This is a genomic window from Planococcus sp. MSAK28401, from assembly GCF_018283455.1.
GTDB lineage: Bacteria > Bacillota > Bacilli > Bacillales_A > Planococcaceae > Planococcus > Planococcus alpniumensis.
Genome location: NZ_JAAMTH010000001.1, coordinates 2,558,202 through 2,573,808 on the forward strand (window position 1 = coordinate 2,558,202; position 15,607 = coordinate 2,573,808).

At 37.3% G+C, this 15,607-nt stretch carries 16 protein-coding genes; 2 read left to right on the forward strand and 14 right to left on the reverse strand.

Features of this window, described 5'->3' with window-relative positions; genetic code table 11:
* Positions 1-16 precede the first annotated feature (16 nt).
* The 12 genes from G3255_RS12975 to G3255_RS13030 all read right to left on the reverse strand — a co-directional run bounded on the left by G3255_RS12975 (position 17) and on the right by G3255_RS13030 (position 11,231).
* Entirely contained in the window at positions 17-709 is a 693-nt protein-coding gene (locus G3255_RS12975) for an acylneuraminate cytidylyltransferase family protein (protein ID WP_211654851.1), read from the reverse strand.
* A gap of 5 nt (positions 710-714) precedes the next feature.
* Complete coding sequence (gene neuC, locus G3255_RS12980; RefSeq protein ID WP_211654852.1) at positions 715-1,851, reverse strand: UDP-N-acetylglucosamine 2-epimerase; 1,137 nt, start codon at positions 1,849-1,851, stop codon at positions 715-717.
* Positions 1,852-1,862: 11 nt separating this feature from the next.
* Positions 1,863-2,909, reverse strand: a complete 1,047-nt coding sequence (locus G3255_RS12985) for an N-acetylneuraminate synthase family protein (protein ID WP_211654853.1) — start codon at positions 2,907-2,909, stop codon at positions 1,863-1,865.
* Positions 2,910-2,984: 75 nt separating this feature from the next.
* The gene (locus G3255_RS12990) at positions 2,985-3,914 is read right to left on the reverse strand and encodes a polysialyltransferase family glycosyltransferase (protein ID WP_211654854.1); all 930 of its coding nucleotides are present in this window, start codon (positions 3,912-3,914) and stop codon (positions 2,985-2,987) included.
* Entirely contained in the window at positions 3,907-4,959 is a 1,053-nt protein-coding gene (locus G3255_RS12995) for a hypothetical protein (RefSeq protein ID WP_211654855.1), read from the reverse strand. Before G3255_RS12995 ends, G3255_RS12990 begins: the two co-directional genes overlap by 8 nt.
* A gap of 128 nt (positions 4,960-5,087) precedes the next feature.
* Positions 5,088-5,891, reverse strand: a complete 804-nt coding sequence (locus G3255_RS13000) for a DUF4422 domain-containing protein (protein ID WP_211654856.1) — start codon at positions 5,889-5,891, stop codon at positions 5,088-5,090.
* Positions 5,884-7,008 carry a UDP-galactopyranose mutase gene (gene glf / locus G3255_RS13005; protein WP_211654857.1) on the reverse strand — a complete coding sequence of 375 codons (1,125 nt, stop codon included), beginning with the start codon at positions 7,006-7,008 and terminating at the stop codon, positions 5,884-5,886. Before glf ends, G3255_RS13000 begins: the two co-directional genes overlap by 8 nt.
* A gap of 33 nt (positions 7,009-7,041) precedes the next feature.
* Complete coding sequence (locus G3255_RS13010) at positions 7,042-7,725, reverse strand: sugar transferase (RefSeq protein WP_249222121.1); 684 nt, start codon at positions 7,723-7,725, stop codon at positions 7,042-7,044.
* An 11-nt stretch (positions 7,726-7,736) separates the two neighbouring features.
* Entirely contained in the window at positions 7,737-8,621 is an 885-nt protein-coding gene (gene galU / locus G3255_RS13015; protein WP_211654858.1) for a UTP--glucose-1-phosphate uridylyltransferase GalU, read from the reverse strand.
* Positions 8,622-8,868: 247 nt separating this feature from the next.
* On the reverse strand, positions 8,869-9,636 hold the full coding sequence (locus G3255_RS13020; protein WP_211654859.1) for a tyrosine-protein phosphatase: 768 nt from the start codon (positions 9,634-9,636) through the stop codon (positions 8,869-8,871).
* A 166-nt stretch (positions 9,637-9,802) separates the two neighbouring features.
* Positions 9,803-10,501, reverse strand: coding sequence for a CpsD/CapB family tyrosine-protein kinase (locus G3255_RS13025; RefSeq protein ID WP_211654860.1), 699 nt, complete (start codon positions 10,499-10,501; stop codon positions 9,803-9,805).
* Positions 10,464-11,231, reverse strand: a complete 768-nt coding sequence (locus G3255_RS13030) for a YveK family protein (RefSeq protein WP_211654861.1) — start codon at positions 11,229-11,231, stop codon at positions 10,464-10,466. Before G3255_RS13030 ends, G3255_RS13025 begins: the two co-directional genes overlap by 38 nt.
* A gap of 176 nt (positions 11,232-11,407) precedes the next feature.
* On the opposite strand from G3255_RS13030, the gene G3255_RS13035 reads away from it, so the two are divergent.
* Positions 11,408-12,199 (forward strand): SGNH/GDSL hydrolase family protein, encoded by a 792-nt coding sequence (locus tag G3255_RS13035; RefSeq protein WP_211654862.1) that lies wholly within the window; start codon positions 11,408-11,410, stop codon positions 12,197-12,199.
* Between the two features lie 12 nt (positions 12,200-12,211).
* Positions 12,212-13,132 carry an LCP family glycopolymer transferase gene (locus G3255_RS13040; protein WP_211654863.1) on the forward strand — a complete coding sequence of 307 codons (921 nt, stop codon included), beginning with the start codon at positions 12,212-12,214 and terminating at the stop codon, positions 13,130-13,132.
* A gap of 209 nt (positions 13,133-13,341) precedes the next feature.
* Here G3255_RS13040 and G3255_RS13045 read toward each other — a convergent pair whose 3' ends face one another.
* Positions 13,342-14,478 carry a glycosyltransferase gene (locus G3255_RS13045; protein ID WP_211654864.1) on the reverse strand — a complete coding sequence of 379 codons (1,137 nt, stop codon included), beginning with the start codon at positions 14,476-14,478 and terminating at the stop codon, positions 13,342-13,344.
* A gap of 36 nt (positions 14,479-14,514) precedes the next feature.
* Positions 14,515-15,537, reverse strand: a complete 1,023-nt coding sequence (locus G3255_RS13050) for a dTDP-glucose 4,6-dehydratase (RefSeq protein ID WP_211654865.1) — start codon at positions 15,535-15,537, stop codon at positions 14,515-14,517.
* Positions 15,538-15,607 lie beyond the last annotated feature (70 nt).

A 15,607-nucleotide genomic window follows, 5' to 3' on the forward strand; every position in this document is an offset into this window, starting at 1 on the left:
CTTCCTTTTTCAATCCTTAATCCTTTAACCGCAAACTAAAAACATTTAAATCAAATAAATCATCGATATCAATATCATATTCTTTAGCCATTATATATGCTGATTTATTGTCATTCAAGCTACTATTTACCGTGTAATTAATATTATTTTTGTTAATATAAATTGCACCATTTACTTTATATACTTTTGAAAAATCCTGTCTTCTAACTGTACTTCCAGTATCAAGCAACCTTTCTAATATTCCTTCTTTAGTGAGGGTTCTCATCAAGATAGGATGTTCATTTACTTCCGATACACTGACCAAACTTTCTTCATTAGTATTAATAATTTTTTCGATAGCTTCGTCTATATGCCAATGTCTTCTCAAAGGCTGCGTTGGTTGCAAAATGACAATATAATCATAGGTTTGTTTAGAACTCTGCAGATTTTCTAAAGTGTAGATGATGGAATCAATAGTTTTAGAGGTATCTGCTGCCAAATTTGCTGGTCTTAAAAAGGGAACTTCTATGTTATTATCTATCGCAACGTTTTTTATTTTTTCACTGTCTGTTGAAACGATTACTCTGTCAAGATATTTTGACTTCTTTACCTCATCAAAAGTATATTCAATGAGAGGTTTCCCATTTACTTGAACAATATTTTTATTTGGGATTCCTTTACTACCACCGCGTGCAGGGATAATAGCTAGAAAAGTTTTTTCTTTATACATTAATTTCACATCCTATAGCTAACATCTATAAACCTTTTTTGTATATCAACTTCACTTACGAATATTTCTTCTAGGATTTGTATAAATCTTTCATCACTTCTGCCATCACCGAAATTAACAGGAAAATTACGAATATTTTCTAACTGACTAAAGGCATTTAAAATGCTACCTTTATCTTCCTTGACATGAATAATGTGCTCTTCCCCACCAATAAGATACCTGCCACTTTGTCTAGTTCCTAGATCTATTGAAGGAACACCATATAAACCCGTTTCTCTGATTCCGGCGCTAGAATTTCCTATCATAAAATCACTATTTTTTAATAAAGTTAAAAAATATTCAAATTTCATAGATGGGAATATTTTAAAATTAGAATTGTTATCTAGCTTTTTATACTCTTCTAAAATAACTGAACTTCCAGCATCGTTATTAGGATAAATTACAACGTATTTTTTCTCTGATTCGATTAATGCATCCAATAACTCTTTAGTATTTGATGCTAAAAATTCTAGTTGAGTGGTTACGGGATGATACATCACTATTGCATAATTCTCGAAATCTATATCGTACTTGCTTTTTACTTCATCTATAGAAGGCAAATTATCAGAAACCATAATATCCATGTCGGGTGAACCAATTATAAATATACTTTCTTCACTTTCCCCTAATTGAATGACACGATTCTTGGCTTCTTCATTACTTACAAAGTGAATATGAGAAAACTTGGTAATCGCATGTCTTATTGATTCGTCAATAGTACCTGAAACTTCTCCGCCTTCGATGTGAGCTACCCTAATATTGTTAAAGGCACCGACTATAGCACCCGCTAAAGCCTCTAATCTATCTCCATGAATAACTATTAAATCCGGCTTATGTTCTTGTACGTAGTTACTCAAGCCCGAAATCGTATTGCTCAAAGCAATATCCATGGTTGAATTATAATTTTGATTAATATAATGATACATATTTTTAAATCCATCTTTTTCTAATTCTTTCCAGGTTGAACCATATTTTGACAACATATGCATACCTGTCACAAAAATATTCAACTCAAATAATTCATGAATCTCAACTTGCTTCATTAAAGACTTAATTTTTCCATAATCAGCTCTTGTACCTGTTAAAAATAATATCTTTTTCATGGCTTCTCCATTCACTCTTCTATGTTATCCCACTTCAGATGTTCATCGGCTTCAATATCTATTGTTGCTTTCTTCCCAAGTAAAGTAGTATAGTGCTCTGCTTTGATTTCTCCAGTGCCTGGTCTTTTTGCCCAAATATTTTTTTCACTTAATGTATCCCCTGCTTTAATATCTTGTATGGCCACAATTGTTGAAAATGCAAAGTCACTAGTTACCTTCTCTTCAGCCGCCGCTTCTTTCTTACCTCCACGCATTTCTGCAATTTCCGCACTTCCCTGGATCAACTCTGATAAAGAAGTCGGATCCATAGAACAAACAATATCAGGGCCTGGGCGGTCCATCGAATCAGTAAAGTGTCTTTCTAATACCGACGCTCCTAAAGCTGTTGCCGCTAAGCACGCATTATTATTAATAGTATGATCGGATAACCCAATTACTGCATTTGGAAAGGTTTTCTGGAGTTCTTGCATACCACCCAATCTTACAAGTGAAGCAGGTGTTGGATAAATATTTGTGCAGTGCAACAAGCAATACTGAACATTATACTTTTCTAAAATTTCTACAGTTTTTCTGACGCTTTCAATATCATTCATACCGGTTGATACAATCATAGGTTTACCATAAGAAGCGATCAACTCAATTAATGGATAGTTATTACATTCACCCGATCCAATTTTATAAGCTGAGACGCCCATTCTTTCCAACCTTTCAGCAGCAGCTCTAGAAAATGGAGTGCTCAGGAAAATCATTCCTTTTGACTCAACATATTCTTTCAAAGTCGTTTCATCTTCTTCATTTAAGGCACATCTAGCCATTACGTCATAAATCGAAACATCGGTATTACCAGGAATAACATTTTTTGCACCTTTACTCATTTCGTCTTCAACTACATGTGTTTGGTGTTTGACTATTTCTGCTCCTGCATTGTGAGCAGCATCCACCATTTCTTTAGCAACGTTCAAATCTCCTTCATGATTTATACCTATTTCTGCAATAACTAATGGTTTGTAATCGACTCCTATTTTTCTATCTTTTATTTGAATCAATGGTTTTCTCATGATTTTCATTTCCCTTCCTTTTGATATCATTGTATTACTAAGAAGCTTTTAGATATTAATAAATAAAAAAATAAATTAATTCATTTTTTTATATGTACTGAAGAAATCGGGATATAACTGTATCTTTTCTGTTGCCTTTATATTGTCAATTACCCCACTACATACTGCTATTGCTTTATCGAAGTCAAGGTCTAGGTAATTCAACACTTCGCCCGGAAAATCTTTTTTTACTATAACAACGTCATCAAAATTATAGGTTGTTTTTTCTCTAGGGTGCTGTTTAAAGAAAACTTTATAATTTTCACGGGTATATTTAGTGACTATATCACTATATAAACTAATTTTTTCCGTTTCAACGAGGTATCCATCTTCTGATAAAGGCTGAGTAAATATAATTACCATCTTTTGTTCAGGGATGATTACTTTAAAATCTTCGAGCCCAAACAATTTAATAATTTTGTTTTTTTCGGTATCCTTTAAATCACTTAATACTAAGTTAGATATTTTCCAGTTCACAAATGAGGGGAATTTTTCAGGATAGGTTGCTAAAACTTGCTTGACATTATTATTCAACACAAAATCTTGCTTGCCAAATAGCATTAAATTAACAATGCTTTTAACGTATTTTTTTTTGGTTTTTACATCATTTTGGTATACGCCGTAATGTGTTGTGCCATCCTCTATTAAGTTAATACCTTTCTTTCTAAATACTCGGTAAAAATCATATTCTGGTTTTTTGTAAATAACCCAGTGAAAGAAGTATATTTCTTCATAGAAATTTGAATTTAAAATTTCATTATAACTTTTCTTACTATTTGTAATTAACTCTAATTCAATACCTTCAAAAAGAACATTTATTTTACTTCTCATTTTTTTTATTTCTTCTGTTTTTAATTCTGAATCAACACAGATAATCGTTCCTTTACTTTCCGAGTTAATAAGAATATTTAAAGATATAAAAATATGATAATAGGATCTACACAAAAAAAGTTTTTTTTCACACATCTTGTTTTACTCCTTTATAAACTAGAAAACCGAGTAAAAATAAAAAAATAGGATTTGTTATTGTTAATCCATTTATACCCATTATTATTAGTAAGATGATTAACTTATTACTGTTCTTATTATTTCTTAATATTGAATATATAAACGCATAGATTGGAAAGCATAATATCCCAAGTTCATATAACAGACTTCCATGCATACTAACTATTTTGCCATTTGAATTTTCTAACCTCCATGCTGGTTCAATAAAAATACTTTTATTATTCAATACCTCATTCTTATAGTAATCTCCCCAAGTATGGATTCCATTTGGCAATAACAAATTTTCTAAGAAACCTTTAAGGGAAATATATAAATGTGCAAATCTAATATTTAGGCTAATATCTGATAAAAGTATTTTCAAAGGATCTTGAATTAAACTAAGTAGCATTAAAGATAATCTACTATCAACGTTAATATACAAAACTAATGTCGTAATTAGCACACCCATTAAAAGAGTTGTAAGATACAAAATTAATTTTTTAAAATTAATCTGTTTAATTCCAAAGAGTAATAACACAAACATTGAATATATAAATCCAACCGCACTTTGAGAAAGTATTAATGATATTAAAATAGTAAAGTAAATATATTTCTTGTTTTTATCGTAGTTAATGAGTATAAGCATAATCGTCATTAGAATCAGAGTTATAGAAAAGTATGCTGGTTCATTTGAAAAAGAAATTACTCCTCTTCCTTCAGAAATTACATTTCTCATTTTCCAAGATGAAATAAAAGCAGGGTAAAATAACTGAGTTATTCCACCTAAAACCCATATAGCGTAAAACAATTTAATGGCTCTTTCCAAGTGTTTTTCACTAATACTTTTAAAAATTAAATACGCAGCTAAAGGCAGAAAAATTAAGTTTATGTACCCGTATACACCTCTTACAAAAGAGACGTTTTCACCATTATCATATATGTATAGAATTAATAAAAAAAATATCACAACTACCATATAAAGCTGAAAATCCACAAAAAATTTGGGTATTTTTTTTCTTGTCATGGTTTCTATACCTATTATTAATAAGGCAAAGATTAATGAATAAATTTGTGTGTCAGAGTTAGATCCAATTCCGAAAAAACGCAAATACGGAAAAAAAATGGAAATTAGAAATAAGTAGACTAGAACTTTCATTTAACTAATTTTCTTCTTTCACTTTTCTGCCCTACCAATTTTCTCAAAATGAATTTTCTAACTTTCCCTAACCATTCTGTACCTTCTAAATTATAAACATTTAATTCTTTTACTTTATTCGTTTTTTCCTCTAACCAAACGTTAAACAATCTCTCACTGATAAATCCGTAAATCCTCTGTTGATACTTGTCATATCCTGTCATATCAGTACGTTTTTCTAATTCGAATAAGATATTAAATAACCACTCTGAGTATTCGTCGAACCAACTTTTTTTCATTACAAACATATTATATAAATATATTTTCTTCCTATTTACTACCGTGTTAAAGCTGTCTGTATATGAAGGATAAATTTCTTCAATGATCTTTTTAGTTTCTTCAAGGTCTTTTATATAATGTGCATTACCGTAATGTGACCATACAGTTTCTATATAATAATTTCTTTTCACAGGCAAAATAACATCGAATTTTTTGCAATACTCCAAAATTTCTTCCTTATTCAATATCGTCTCTATTTTTTCTCTTTTTCCAAACAACCGCTTTAAAGTGTTTTGGGTTGTGAAATATCTCCTGTAGTGACTCATACCAATATACTCGCAATCAAGGTTTTTCCAAGCCCAGTAAAGTCCTGTTAGCTCACAGTAATTAGAATTTTTATTAGATATGTTTTCTCCTGTATTATCACCTTGGAACCCAATATCCTCTTTGCCTTCTTTACCTACATGTATGGGCAAGTATATATCATCCATAGGCATGGCATATTTTTTGTGCGTAGCTACTAATATTTTTATATCAGACATTGTTTTTGAATTCCTTTTCTACTTGAGTTAAAGCAGCAGCAATTACCTGATGCATATCGTAATATTTATAAGTAGCTAATCTCCCACCGAACACTACGTTTTTCTCTACGTCTGCGAGTGCTTTGTACTTTTTATATAGCAAACTGTTTTTATCGTCATTAATAGGGTAGTAGGGTTCTTGTCCCTTACTCCATTCGCTCGGATATTCTCTAGTTATTATTGTGGCTTCTTGATTGCCAAACTCAAAGTGCTTATGTTCAATAATTCTAGTGTATGGCGTTTCTCGATCTGTATAATTGACTACTGCATTCCCTTGATAATTGGGGATATTCAACTTCTCACTATTAAATGTTAAACTTCTATATTCCAATTCACCAAATTGAAAATTGTAAAATTCATCTATCATTCCAGTAAATACAATCTTTTCTGCCTTTTCTTCGTAGAATTCTCTTTGTTCAAAAAAGTCAACTTCTAATTCAACTTCAATTCCCTCAAGCATTTTTTCGATTATTTTAGTGTATCCTCCAACTGGGATACCTTGATATTTGTCATTAAAATAATTATTGTCATATGTGAACCGAACCGGCAAACGTTTGATAATAAAGTCTGGTAACTCAGTGGCTGGTCTTCCCCACTGTTTTTCAGTATAACCTTTAATTAGCTTTTCATATATATCAGTCCCAACAAGAGAAATTGCTTGCTCTTCTAAATTTTTTGGGTTTTCAATACCCGCATTTTTCTTTTGTAAGGCGATTTTCTCTTTCGCTTCACCCGGAGTAATTACTCCCCATAACTTATTAAAAGTATTCATGTTAAAAGGTAAATTATAAATTTCACCATTGTAGTTGGCAACTGGAGAATTCGTATATCTATTGAATTCCACAAAGCTATTTACATAATCCCAAATTTCTTTGTTATTGGTATGAAAAATATGTGCTCCGTATTTATGTACGTTGATTTCATCAACATTTTCAGTATATACATTTCCTCCAATATGTTCTCTCTTATCAATTACAAGACTAGTTTTACCCCGTTTTTTAGCTTCATGTGCGAACACAGACCCAAACAGTCCAGCCCCTACTATTAAATAATCATATTTTTCTTTATTAACAACCATCAGTGACCCTCTATTCTTCTTTTATTAAGTAATTCAGTATGCACCTTTTCTCATTAACACTTGGATAACTGTTTTGAATAGAATTTTAATATCCATCCAAAAAGATTGACTATACATATAATGCAATTCTATATCGACACGCTCTGGATAATTAATATTGCTTCTTCCGCATGTTTGCCAATGCCCTGTTATTCCCGGTTTTGCAGATAAAAACAATTCTTTTTTTTCTTGATACTCATCTAATTCGACTTGCACAATGGGTCTTGGTCCAACCAGACTCATGTCCCCCTTTAGTACATTTAAAAACTGTGGCAACTCATCTAAACTCGTTTTTCTAATAAATCTACCAAAAGCAGTTATTCTCGGATCTTCTTCAGGCTCTAATTTATAACTGCTATTTACATACTTTTCATATAATTTAATATCTTTTCTCAATACTTCTTCTGCGTTAGTAACCATTGAACGAAATTTATAGATATAAAAAACATTTCCTTTTTGCCCAATTCGCTCTTGTTTAAAAAACATTGGGCCTCTATTACTACCCACTGTATAAAAGAAAGATAAGGGAAGAATAACTATTAATAATACTATTAATCCTACTATAGAACCGATAATATCAAGTGCACGCTTTGCTAAAATATACCAAATAGTAATATTGGCTAGTTCACTTTTTGGTTCTGAAGCGCTAAATATAATTCCAGATTCTTCTGTTCTCAAATTTCTGCCCCCTATGCTAATTCTTTAGAGAATTCTTTTTTTAGTTCTTCAATAAAATTCAATAAATCATCTTTAATGACTGGGTCTTGTAAAGCAAATTCAATTGTTGTTTTTACAAATCCTAGCATCTCACCAACGTCATAACGCTTTCCTTCAAAATCATAAGCAAAAACATTTTGTACTTCATTTAATTTTTGTATTGCGTCTGTTAATTGTATTTCTCCTCCTGCTCCCGTTTCTTGTTTGGCTAGAAGACCGAATATCTCAGGTGTCAAAATATACCGCCCCATAATAGCTAAATTGGAAGGGGCAGTTCCTTGTATAGGTTTTTCCACAAACTTATTTACTGAATATAATCTGCCATTTGACGAATTCGGTTCAATGATTCCGTATCGGTGAGTATCCTCAAATGGAACTGTTTGAACACCTATTACCGAGCTTTGTGTGCTTTCAAATTGTTCGATCAATTGCTTTAATCCAGGTTTTTCAGCTTGAACAATATCGTCTCCCAATAAAATAGCAAATGGCTCGTTGCCAATAAATTTTCTCGCGCTCCATACGGCATGCCCTAGCCCTTTGGGTTCTTTTTGACGAATATAATGGATTTCTACTTTTGATGTTTTTTGTACTTTTTCCAATAATTCTATTTTGCCTTTTTCAAGCAAATTCGCTTCAAGTTCAAAATTATTATCAAAGTGATCTTCAATCGCTCTTTTTCCTTTGCCAGTCACAATTATTATATCTTCAATTCCAGAAGCGACAGCTTCCTCGATTATGTATTGTATTGTAGGTTTATCTAGGATGGGTAACATTTCTTTGGGCATTGCTTTAGTGGCGGGCAAGAATCTCGTCCCTAATCCGGCAGCGGGTATTATTGCCTTGGTTACTTTTTTCATTAATTGATGGCCTCCAATGGTAGTTTATTTTTTAAATTTGTATATCAGTCAGTGCAGTAAGTATTACATAGATGACTCGCTTTATTTCAGTAAAAAAGTATTGAAAATACTAATAAAAACTATGAGTATACACCTTATTTCAATTAATACTTTATACTCTATTAATGGAAATACGTTGCTAATTTTAACATGTATTCCCGATTAAAGATAGAGTATAAATGTAAAATTAATACTATAATATTATTTTTTAAGCAAAGATATTCCACCACTTGCCCTTCTCTATGTCTTGTGGCTCAAGAACATATAAATCTTGATCTAGTAATATCCGGTCATTATTCTCTAATAGTATGTCAACCATAATGTGCCGTTTCTTTCTTTCAAGGACATCAAGCCCTGCATTAAAGTGAAATGGACGTACATCCTCACTGTGTACATCTGACCCATATATGTGAATTAGATTTGCATCGATAAGCTGAAGTGCCGTCTTTTGAATGCTTTTACCAAAACTGCCAGACAATGATCCGGCTGTTACTTGTGCCATTGCACCGTGGACCAGCAATTTTTTTAAGCGTTCAGGCTTTTGAATAATTCCTTGGTTGCGTTCTGCATGGGCAATAATTGGAATGTAACCTGAAGTGATCAATTGCTGAATGACTGGCACTGTATAAACAGGGATTCCGTTTGACGGAAGCTCGAGTAGAACATAGCGTGATTCCGCCAAAGTCAAGGCCTCGCCATTTGTGAGCCACTCTGGGAGCTTGTCCGATAAGCGACATTCCTGTCCGCTGTAGATTTCTAGCGGCAATTGCGCTTCTTTCACATAATCCTTCACTATTTTCAACTGTATTTGAAGTGCAGCTACATCAGTCTTGAAGTTAGGGTGATGTCCGTGTGGAGTAGCAATGATTCCAGTCAACTGCTCTTTGACAGCCATATCCAATAGCCGCTTCGTATGTTCCATTGTGGCTGGGCCATCGTCCAGCGCCGGTAAGATATGTGCATGCGTATCAATCATTCGTGGTTCCCCCTATTATTAAACACTCATTTTCAGATCCAAGTATTTTTTTTTGTATTAAAGGAGTCTTATGTAAACTATTGTTTGCTAAATGAATGCCCAATAATACATTTTGAAAAAATTGGGTATCGGAATTAAAAGAAAAAGTAAAAGGGGATAGCCCCTTTTACTCAGCCGTGCCGTAGTATTGGTAATAATGGCTATCTTTTGCTAGCTCAAAATTGTTTAATACGGCGCCGATCAACTTGCTGTTAGATGCTTCAATGGCTTCTTTTGCTTTAGCTGCCATTTCTTTGTCTGTGCTGCCAGAGTTAATGACTATAATCGCACCGTCACACTTGTTCGCCAACACCTGTCCGTCAGTTACTGACAGAACAGGCGGAGCATCGAAGATCACAACATCATATCGTTTTTTCAAATCCGCAATGAGCATCCCCATTGCGTTAGATGCCAATAGTTCTGCAGGGTTTGGCGGAATCGGCCCGCATGTCATCAAATCTAAGCGCTCAATCTTTGTTGGACGGATTGCATCTTCAACAGTTGTTTGACGCGTTAGAACATTGGATAAACCAATGGTGTTTGGCATATGGAATGTATAATGAGTTGTTGGCTTTCGCATGTCGCCATCGACAAGCAAGACATTTTTTCCTTCTTGTGCGAATACCGTTGCTAAGTTCGCTGACGTTGTGGACTTTCCTTCGCCCGGTGCAGCAGATGTGATCACGATTGAGCGAAGCTCTTGATCTGGCGAAGCAAAGTTGACATTGGTCCGCAAGGTACGAAATTGTTCAGAGACGATTGAGCGAGGAGTCGTATGCGTAATGACTTTACGCGCGGTTTCCTGCAGCTGTTTCTTCTTGGCCATTTAAATTCCCTCGCTTTCTTCTATTAGTAGTTGGAGCTGACTGCATTTTTGCTTCTTCTTTGATTGGTGAGATCACACCTAGTAACGGGACACCTAGAATGTCTTCAATGTCTTGTTCTGTTTTCATTGAGGTATCGAGGTATTCACGCAAGAATGCAATACCCACTCCTAACATCAATCCGACTACTGCGGCAATCGCCATATTCAAAATAGGATTCGGTTCGACTGGGCTTGGATTTTCTTTCAGAACTGCCGGTGATAAAATTGATACGTTATCTACGTTCATCAACTCACGAACATCACTTTCAAAAACTTCTGCTGTTGTATTGGCGATTTCAACCGCTTGGGCTGGATCTTCATCACGTATTATGACGTTCACAACTTGTGAGTTTTCGGCAGTATTAACTGTAATTTTCTCAGTTAATTCCTCCGCACTTAAATCCAAGTTCATTTGTTCAATGACTTGATCAAGGATGGCCGGACTTTTAATAATCACAGAATATGTGTTAATGAGCTGAAGATCGGTTTGAATATTTTGGTTGGTTAGTTGTGATGCTTCAGTTTGCTCTTGGTTGACGAGGATTTGTGTTGAGTTTTCGTAAATCGGCGTCAAGAACAAGAATGAAACTGCTCCAGCAATAGTGATCGCAAGAATCGTCGTTAGGGTAATAATCCCTAGGTTCTTCTTTAATGTTTTGAATAAGTCTTGTAAGCTAATAGTCTCTTCCATGTAGTGAATGGCTCCTTCTATTTCAATTTAATTAGGGACAAATTTAAACAACATAAGACAGTATATCACAGGAATATATCATTTGGACTTCCAAATTTAAAAAGATTTATAGGAACAAGGGTGGATTTATGCTATCTTTAATTTATATAAATGGCTATTTTTGAAAGGAGTAAAATATGAAACTGTATAAATTAGGAGGGGGCATTGCAGTCCTTGCCTGCCTAGGAATCCTTGTCTATTCTTACTTATCTTGGCAGGATAAACTTCAAGGAGCAGGCACACCGGGACAGGTTGCAAGCACTACAACTGAAACCCCCAATACTAAAACTGAAACTACCCAAACTAGGTCAACTAGTGACAATGCTGTGAACATCAACTTGATCGCTAATATGGATGAATCGGTTGAAGAACTTTTTCTCCAAAAGAATTCAGACGGCGAATCACTCCAGTTGTTAATCGCTGGGTCTCAGGCACTTGAATCGGGGGAACCTGGTTATGCGGACCGATTGAAAACGTCTTTAGAAGAAGCCTATAGCAGTTCGATCGAAGTAACGATCGAATCTATAAACGGAACTTCTGAGGCCCTTCAATACGTCGACCTTACTGAAGGCTACGACTTGGTATTGCTTGAGCCGCTTACTTTGATGAATAATGACCGCCTTTCTATTGAAGAAGAACGTGAAGATGTCCAGGAGTTCACGACGCGTCTAAAGCAAGAAAATCCAGACGCCCTTGTCATTCTCCATGCCCCACAGCCGATCTTCGGTGCCGGCTATTACCGCGCGCAAGTTCAGGCTCTCGAGGAATTTGCCAATTTGTATGGCTACCCGTATATTGAACATTGGGATGCATGGCCGGACACAGATGATATTGCTTTAAAGGAACATTTGACTGAAGATGCCGTCCCAAATAGCAAGGGCGCTGAAACTTGGGCAACCGAATTAAGCAATTACTTTATCGCGAACTAACGGAGGATAAACATGAAAAAGAAACGCAAATGGCCCAAGTACTTATTGATTGGCTTTTTACTATTGTTACTCGTCGGGGGCGTTTACGCCTATAATGTCTACTCGAATTTCTCGACGACACTTGACACTATCCATGAGCCTGTCGACCGCAAGACCCCATCCGTCAAACGGACAGACATCGTCGAATTTGATGAGCAAGATCCGTTTTCGGTGCTGCTGCTCGGTGTCGATGAACGAGAAGACGACCGTGGCCGATCCGATACAATGGTCGTCATGACGATCAACCCGGCAACAGAATCAACGAAGATGGTCTCAATTCCACGTGACACCTACACTGAAATCATTGGACGCGGCACAACAGACAAGATTAACCACGCTTATGCGTTCGGCGGCATTGAAATGTCGATGGATACGACCGAAAACTTGCTTGATATTCCAATTGACTATGTGGTTCAAGTCAATATGGAAGGGTTTGAAGATATCGTCGATGCAGTCGATGGTGTCACCGTGAACAACTCCCTTGCATTCGATGGATTCCAGGAAGGCGAAATCGATTTGAACGGCGAAGAAGCACTGGATTTTGTCCGCATGCGTTATGAAGATCCACGCGGTGACTTTGGCCGCCAAGATCGCCAAAAACAAGTGATCCAAGGAGTTATGAAAAAAGGCGTATCCATTAACAGTCTCTGGAACTACAAAGACATTTTTGACGCCCTTGGACAAAACGTCCGCACCAATATGACCTTCGATGACATGGTCGACGTTCAACGCAATTATCAGGATGCTGTCATGAACGTTGACCAAATGATCGTCGAAGACGGTTACGGCGAAACCATCAATGGTATTTGGTATTATATTATGGACGATGCAGAACTCGCAGAAATCCAATCGACGTTGAAAGAGCATTTGGAATTGGACGAAGCAACCGAATAATAATAGAAACAGCTGCACCTATGCCTTTTTCTAAGGCGGGTGCAGCTGTTTTTTATGCAGTAGAATTTTTTTGAACTCGAAAGAACTGAAGTTTCAGCTTAAGTATCAACTTTAATAATAAGACAAGAAGTAAATTTTTCTACTCTGCTTCAGCTTAACTGTGAGAGGACTGATTATTTTAGTGCGGCAAGTTAGCAACTGTCTCAACTTTATTGAATTTTATTATTTACTAAAACAAGAAATTCATTCATCACCGCATCGATTTCAAATTGACGTGCTTTTAGTTTGCAGCGCTCCGCTGTTTTGCGGTAAGCATTTTCCGACACCAGCAGATTCTTTACCAACTCGCCGATTTCATACGTTTCTGGCGCTTCCCAGTAAGATTCACCCACTTCATAAGGCGGCAAGTCGTGAAAATACCCTTCAGACAAGGCTTCTGCGTCATTCGCGCGGGATGTGATTCCCGGAACGCCCGAGCTGCAGGCTTGGATCATCATGGCACCGGAGCCGATAAAACAAAAGCAGTCTTTGACTACGTCTTCCATCCAGCCGCCTTTTGGCATCGAATGAAGAAAGATATGGTCTTTCGCTTCGGATTCACTGATGCTTTTCCGCAAGCGCGCTTCGTCCGGCCCATCCCCGTATATATGGTAAGTGAACTCCGGATCAATTTGGATAAGCTCTTCCATCAATTCAATGACTTGTGCGTAATGGGTCGTGAAAGCTTGAATCGCCCCGACCGAGACGATGCGCCTCGAGTGTGGGCTGCCGTAATCAACTTCATGTCCCGCTTGTTCAATCGGCGGCGGCATGAATTGTTCCGGCACTTTTGCCTCGAGCGCACGGGCTGTATAGCGCCGGACGGTCGGGTTCATGAACACCAATTTCTGATGAAAGTCTTTGTCGATTGTTTTCAAGGCACGAATGACTTTTTTATTGCGTTCGAGCTTATACAGTTCTGGCTGGTAGACACCCGATAAACGCACATGCGCGGGCAAAGCATACGACAACAGCAAACTGGACGGGCTGAACGAATAGGCCAAATCGTATTTCTCGGAACGCACGAGCTGATGAAACACCGATAAGGCGAGCGGCGGTTCTTTGCCATTGTCGCGGACGATGACTTTGAGCCCGTCGATTTGTTGGAGATGCTTCAAGAGAGGGCCTCCGCTGCTATAGAGATAAACACAAACTTGATAGCCGTTATCTGCAAGCCAGCGCGCCATGCGGACGATCAATGCCTCGACGCCGCCTGCTTTCATATGCTTATGGACGAGGGCGATTTTTTGGACTTTCCCGTTCGCCCTTAGAGAGCTTTCCTTATCAACTGCTTCATATGGAATCATGGGACACCTCTTGGCAACTGTCGTTTGGATGATGCATCAGACCACTTCCCATAGCCGCTTTTTCGAAAGCATCCATTCGATCGTTTCGCGGATGCCTTGGTCAAAACCGGTCTCAGGAGCGAACTCGAGCTGTTGTTTCAATTTATCTGCAGAAACTGCAAATCGATGAGGTGCCTTGGCCCCGCCTGCCGGTTCCACAAAACGGATGCGATTTTGATAGCTTTCATTTCCCGGGAAATGACGGTCGAGCGATTCGCAGATTTGTTCCACAATCTCGAGCGTCTTGAGCGGTGCATTGCCTCCAGCGAGATAGGTCTCGCCAGCGTCTCCTAGATGGAAGACGGTATCGGCAGCACGCCAAAAGTCATCAATATAAAGCCAGTCGTGGACATCTTCCCCTCCTGAATAAACGGGAATGGTGCTATCGGACAAGGCTTTTTGCAAAATGATTGGAATGAGCTTGTCGTCTTGCTGATGCGGGCCGAAGACATTCGTCGCCTGCAAGATGACCGTATCCATCCCGTAGCTTTCGTGGAATCCGCTGACCATCAAATCCGAACTCGCCTTGCTTGCAGCATACGGGCTGATCGGGTCGTATTTATACGTTTCGTCCGCAAAACCGTCTGCTCTCGGCCCGTATACCTGATCCGTTGAAATATGCATAAATCGAGAGTCTCTGTATGCCGCTTTCGGTTCAAATGGGCCGTCCATCCACTGCTTGCGGGCGGCATCGAGCACATGGAACGTGCCGAGCACATTGGTTTCTGCAAAGATGCCTGGATTGCGCATCGATTCGCCGACATGCGTTTTTGCCGCAAAATGGACGACTTCGCTGATTTCGTAATGCTCAAATACTTGTTCGACCGCATCTCTATTGCGGATATCGATTTGGTGGAACGCATAGCGTTTGCACGCAGCTAACGGCCGCAATAATTCAGGAACGTTCTCCACTTCATGGTCAATCGCCACTACTTGGTAGGCTGGGTATTTAACCAATAATTCGTGGATAAAGCGCGATCCTAAAAAGCCGTTTCCTCCCGTCACTAATATCGTTCTCATATTTGATCGCTCTCCCTTTCCGTTCGCTTGGAATGTCGAAACGATTCCCATCCTGCCCCTACCTCTTCCG

Excerpts from the sequence above, each read along its gene's own strand:
- glf (WP_211654857.1), bottom strand. The coding sequence starts at position 7,008 with ATGGTTGTTAATAAAGAAAAATATGATTATTTAATAGTAGGGGCTGGA.
- G3255_RS13035 (WP_211654862.1), top strand. The coding sequence starts at position 11,408 with ATGAAACTGTATAAATTAGGAGGGGGCATTGCAGTCCTTGCCTGCCTA.
- G3255_RS13030 (WP_211654861.1), bottom strand. The coding sequence starts at position 11,231 with ATGGAAGAGACTATTAGCTTACAAGACTTATTCAAAACATTAAAGAAG.
- G3255_RS12985 (WP_211654853.1), bottom strand. The coding sequence starts at position 2,909 with ATGAGAAAACCATTGATTCAAATAAAAGATAGAAAAATAGGAGTCGAT.
- G3255_RS13045 (WP_211654864.1), bottom strand. The coding sequence starts at position 14,478 with ATGATTCCATATGAAGCAGTTGATAAGGAAAGCTCTCTAAGGGCGAAC.
- G3255_RS12990 (WP_211654854.1), bottom strand. The coding sequence starts at position 3,914 with ATGTGTGAAAAAAAACTTTTTTTGTGTAGATCCTATTATCATATTTTT.
- G3255_RS13040 (WP_211654863.1), top strand. The coding sequence starts at position 12,212 with ATGAAAAAGAAACGCAAATGGCCCAAGTACTTATTGATTGGCTTTTTA.
- G3255_RS13050 (WP_211654865.1), bottom strand. The coding sequence starts at position 15,537 with ATGAGAACGATATTAGTGACGGGAGGAAACGGCTTTTTAGGATCGCGC.
- galU (WP_211654858.1), bottom strand. The coding sequence starts at position 8,621 with ATGAAAAAAGTAACCAAGGCAATAATACCCGCTGCCGGATTAGGGACG.
- G3255_RS12995 (WP_211654855.1), bottom strand. The coding sequence starts at position 4,959 with ATGACAAGAAAAAAAATACCCAAATTTTTTGTGGATTTTCAGCTTTAT.
- G3255_RS13025 (WP_211654860.1), bottom strand. The coding sequence starts at position 10,501 with ATGGCCAAGAAGAAACAGCTGCAGGAAACCGCGCGTAAAGTCATTACG.
- G3255_RS13000 (WP_211654856.1), bottom strand. The coding sequence starts at position 5,891 with ATGTCTGATATAAAAATATTAGTAGCTACGCACAAAAAATATGCCATG.
- G3255_RS12975 (WP_211654851.1), bottom strand. The coding sequence starts at position 709 with ATGTATAAAGAAAAAACTTTTCTAGCTATTATCCCTGCACGCGGTGGT.
- neuC (WP_211654852.1), bottom strand. The coding sequence starts at position 1,851 with ATGAAAAAGATATTATTTTTAACAGGTACAAGAGCTGATTATGGAAAA.
- G3255_RS13020 (WP_211654859.1), bottom strand. The coding sequence starts at position 9,636 with ATGATTGATACGCATGCACATATCTTACCGGCGCTGGACGATGGCCCA.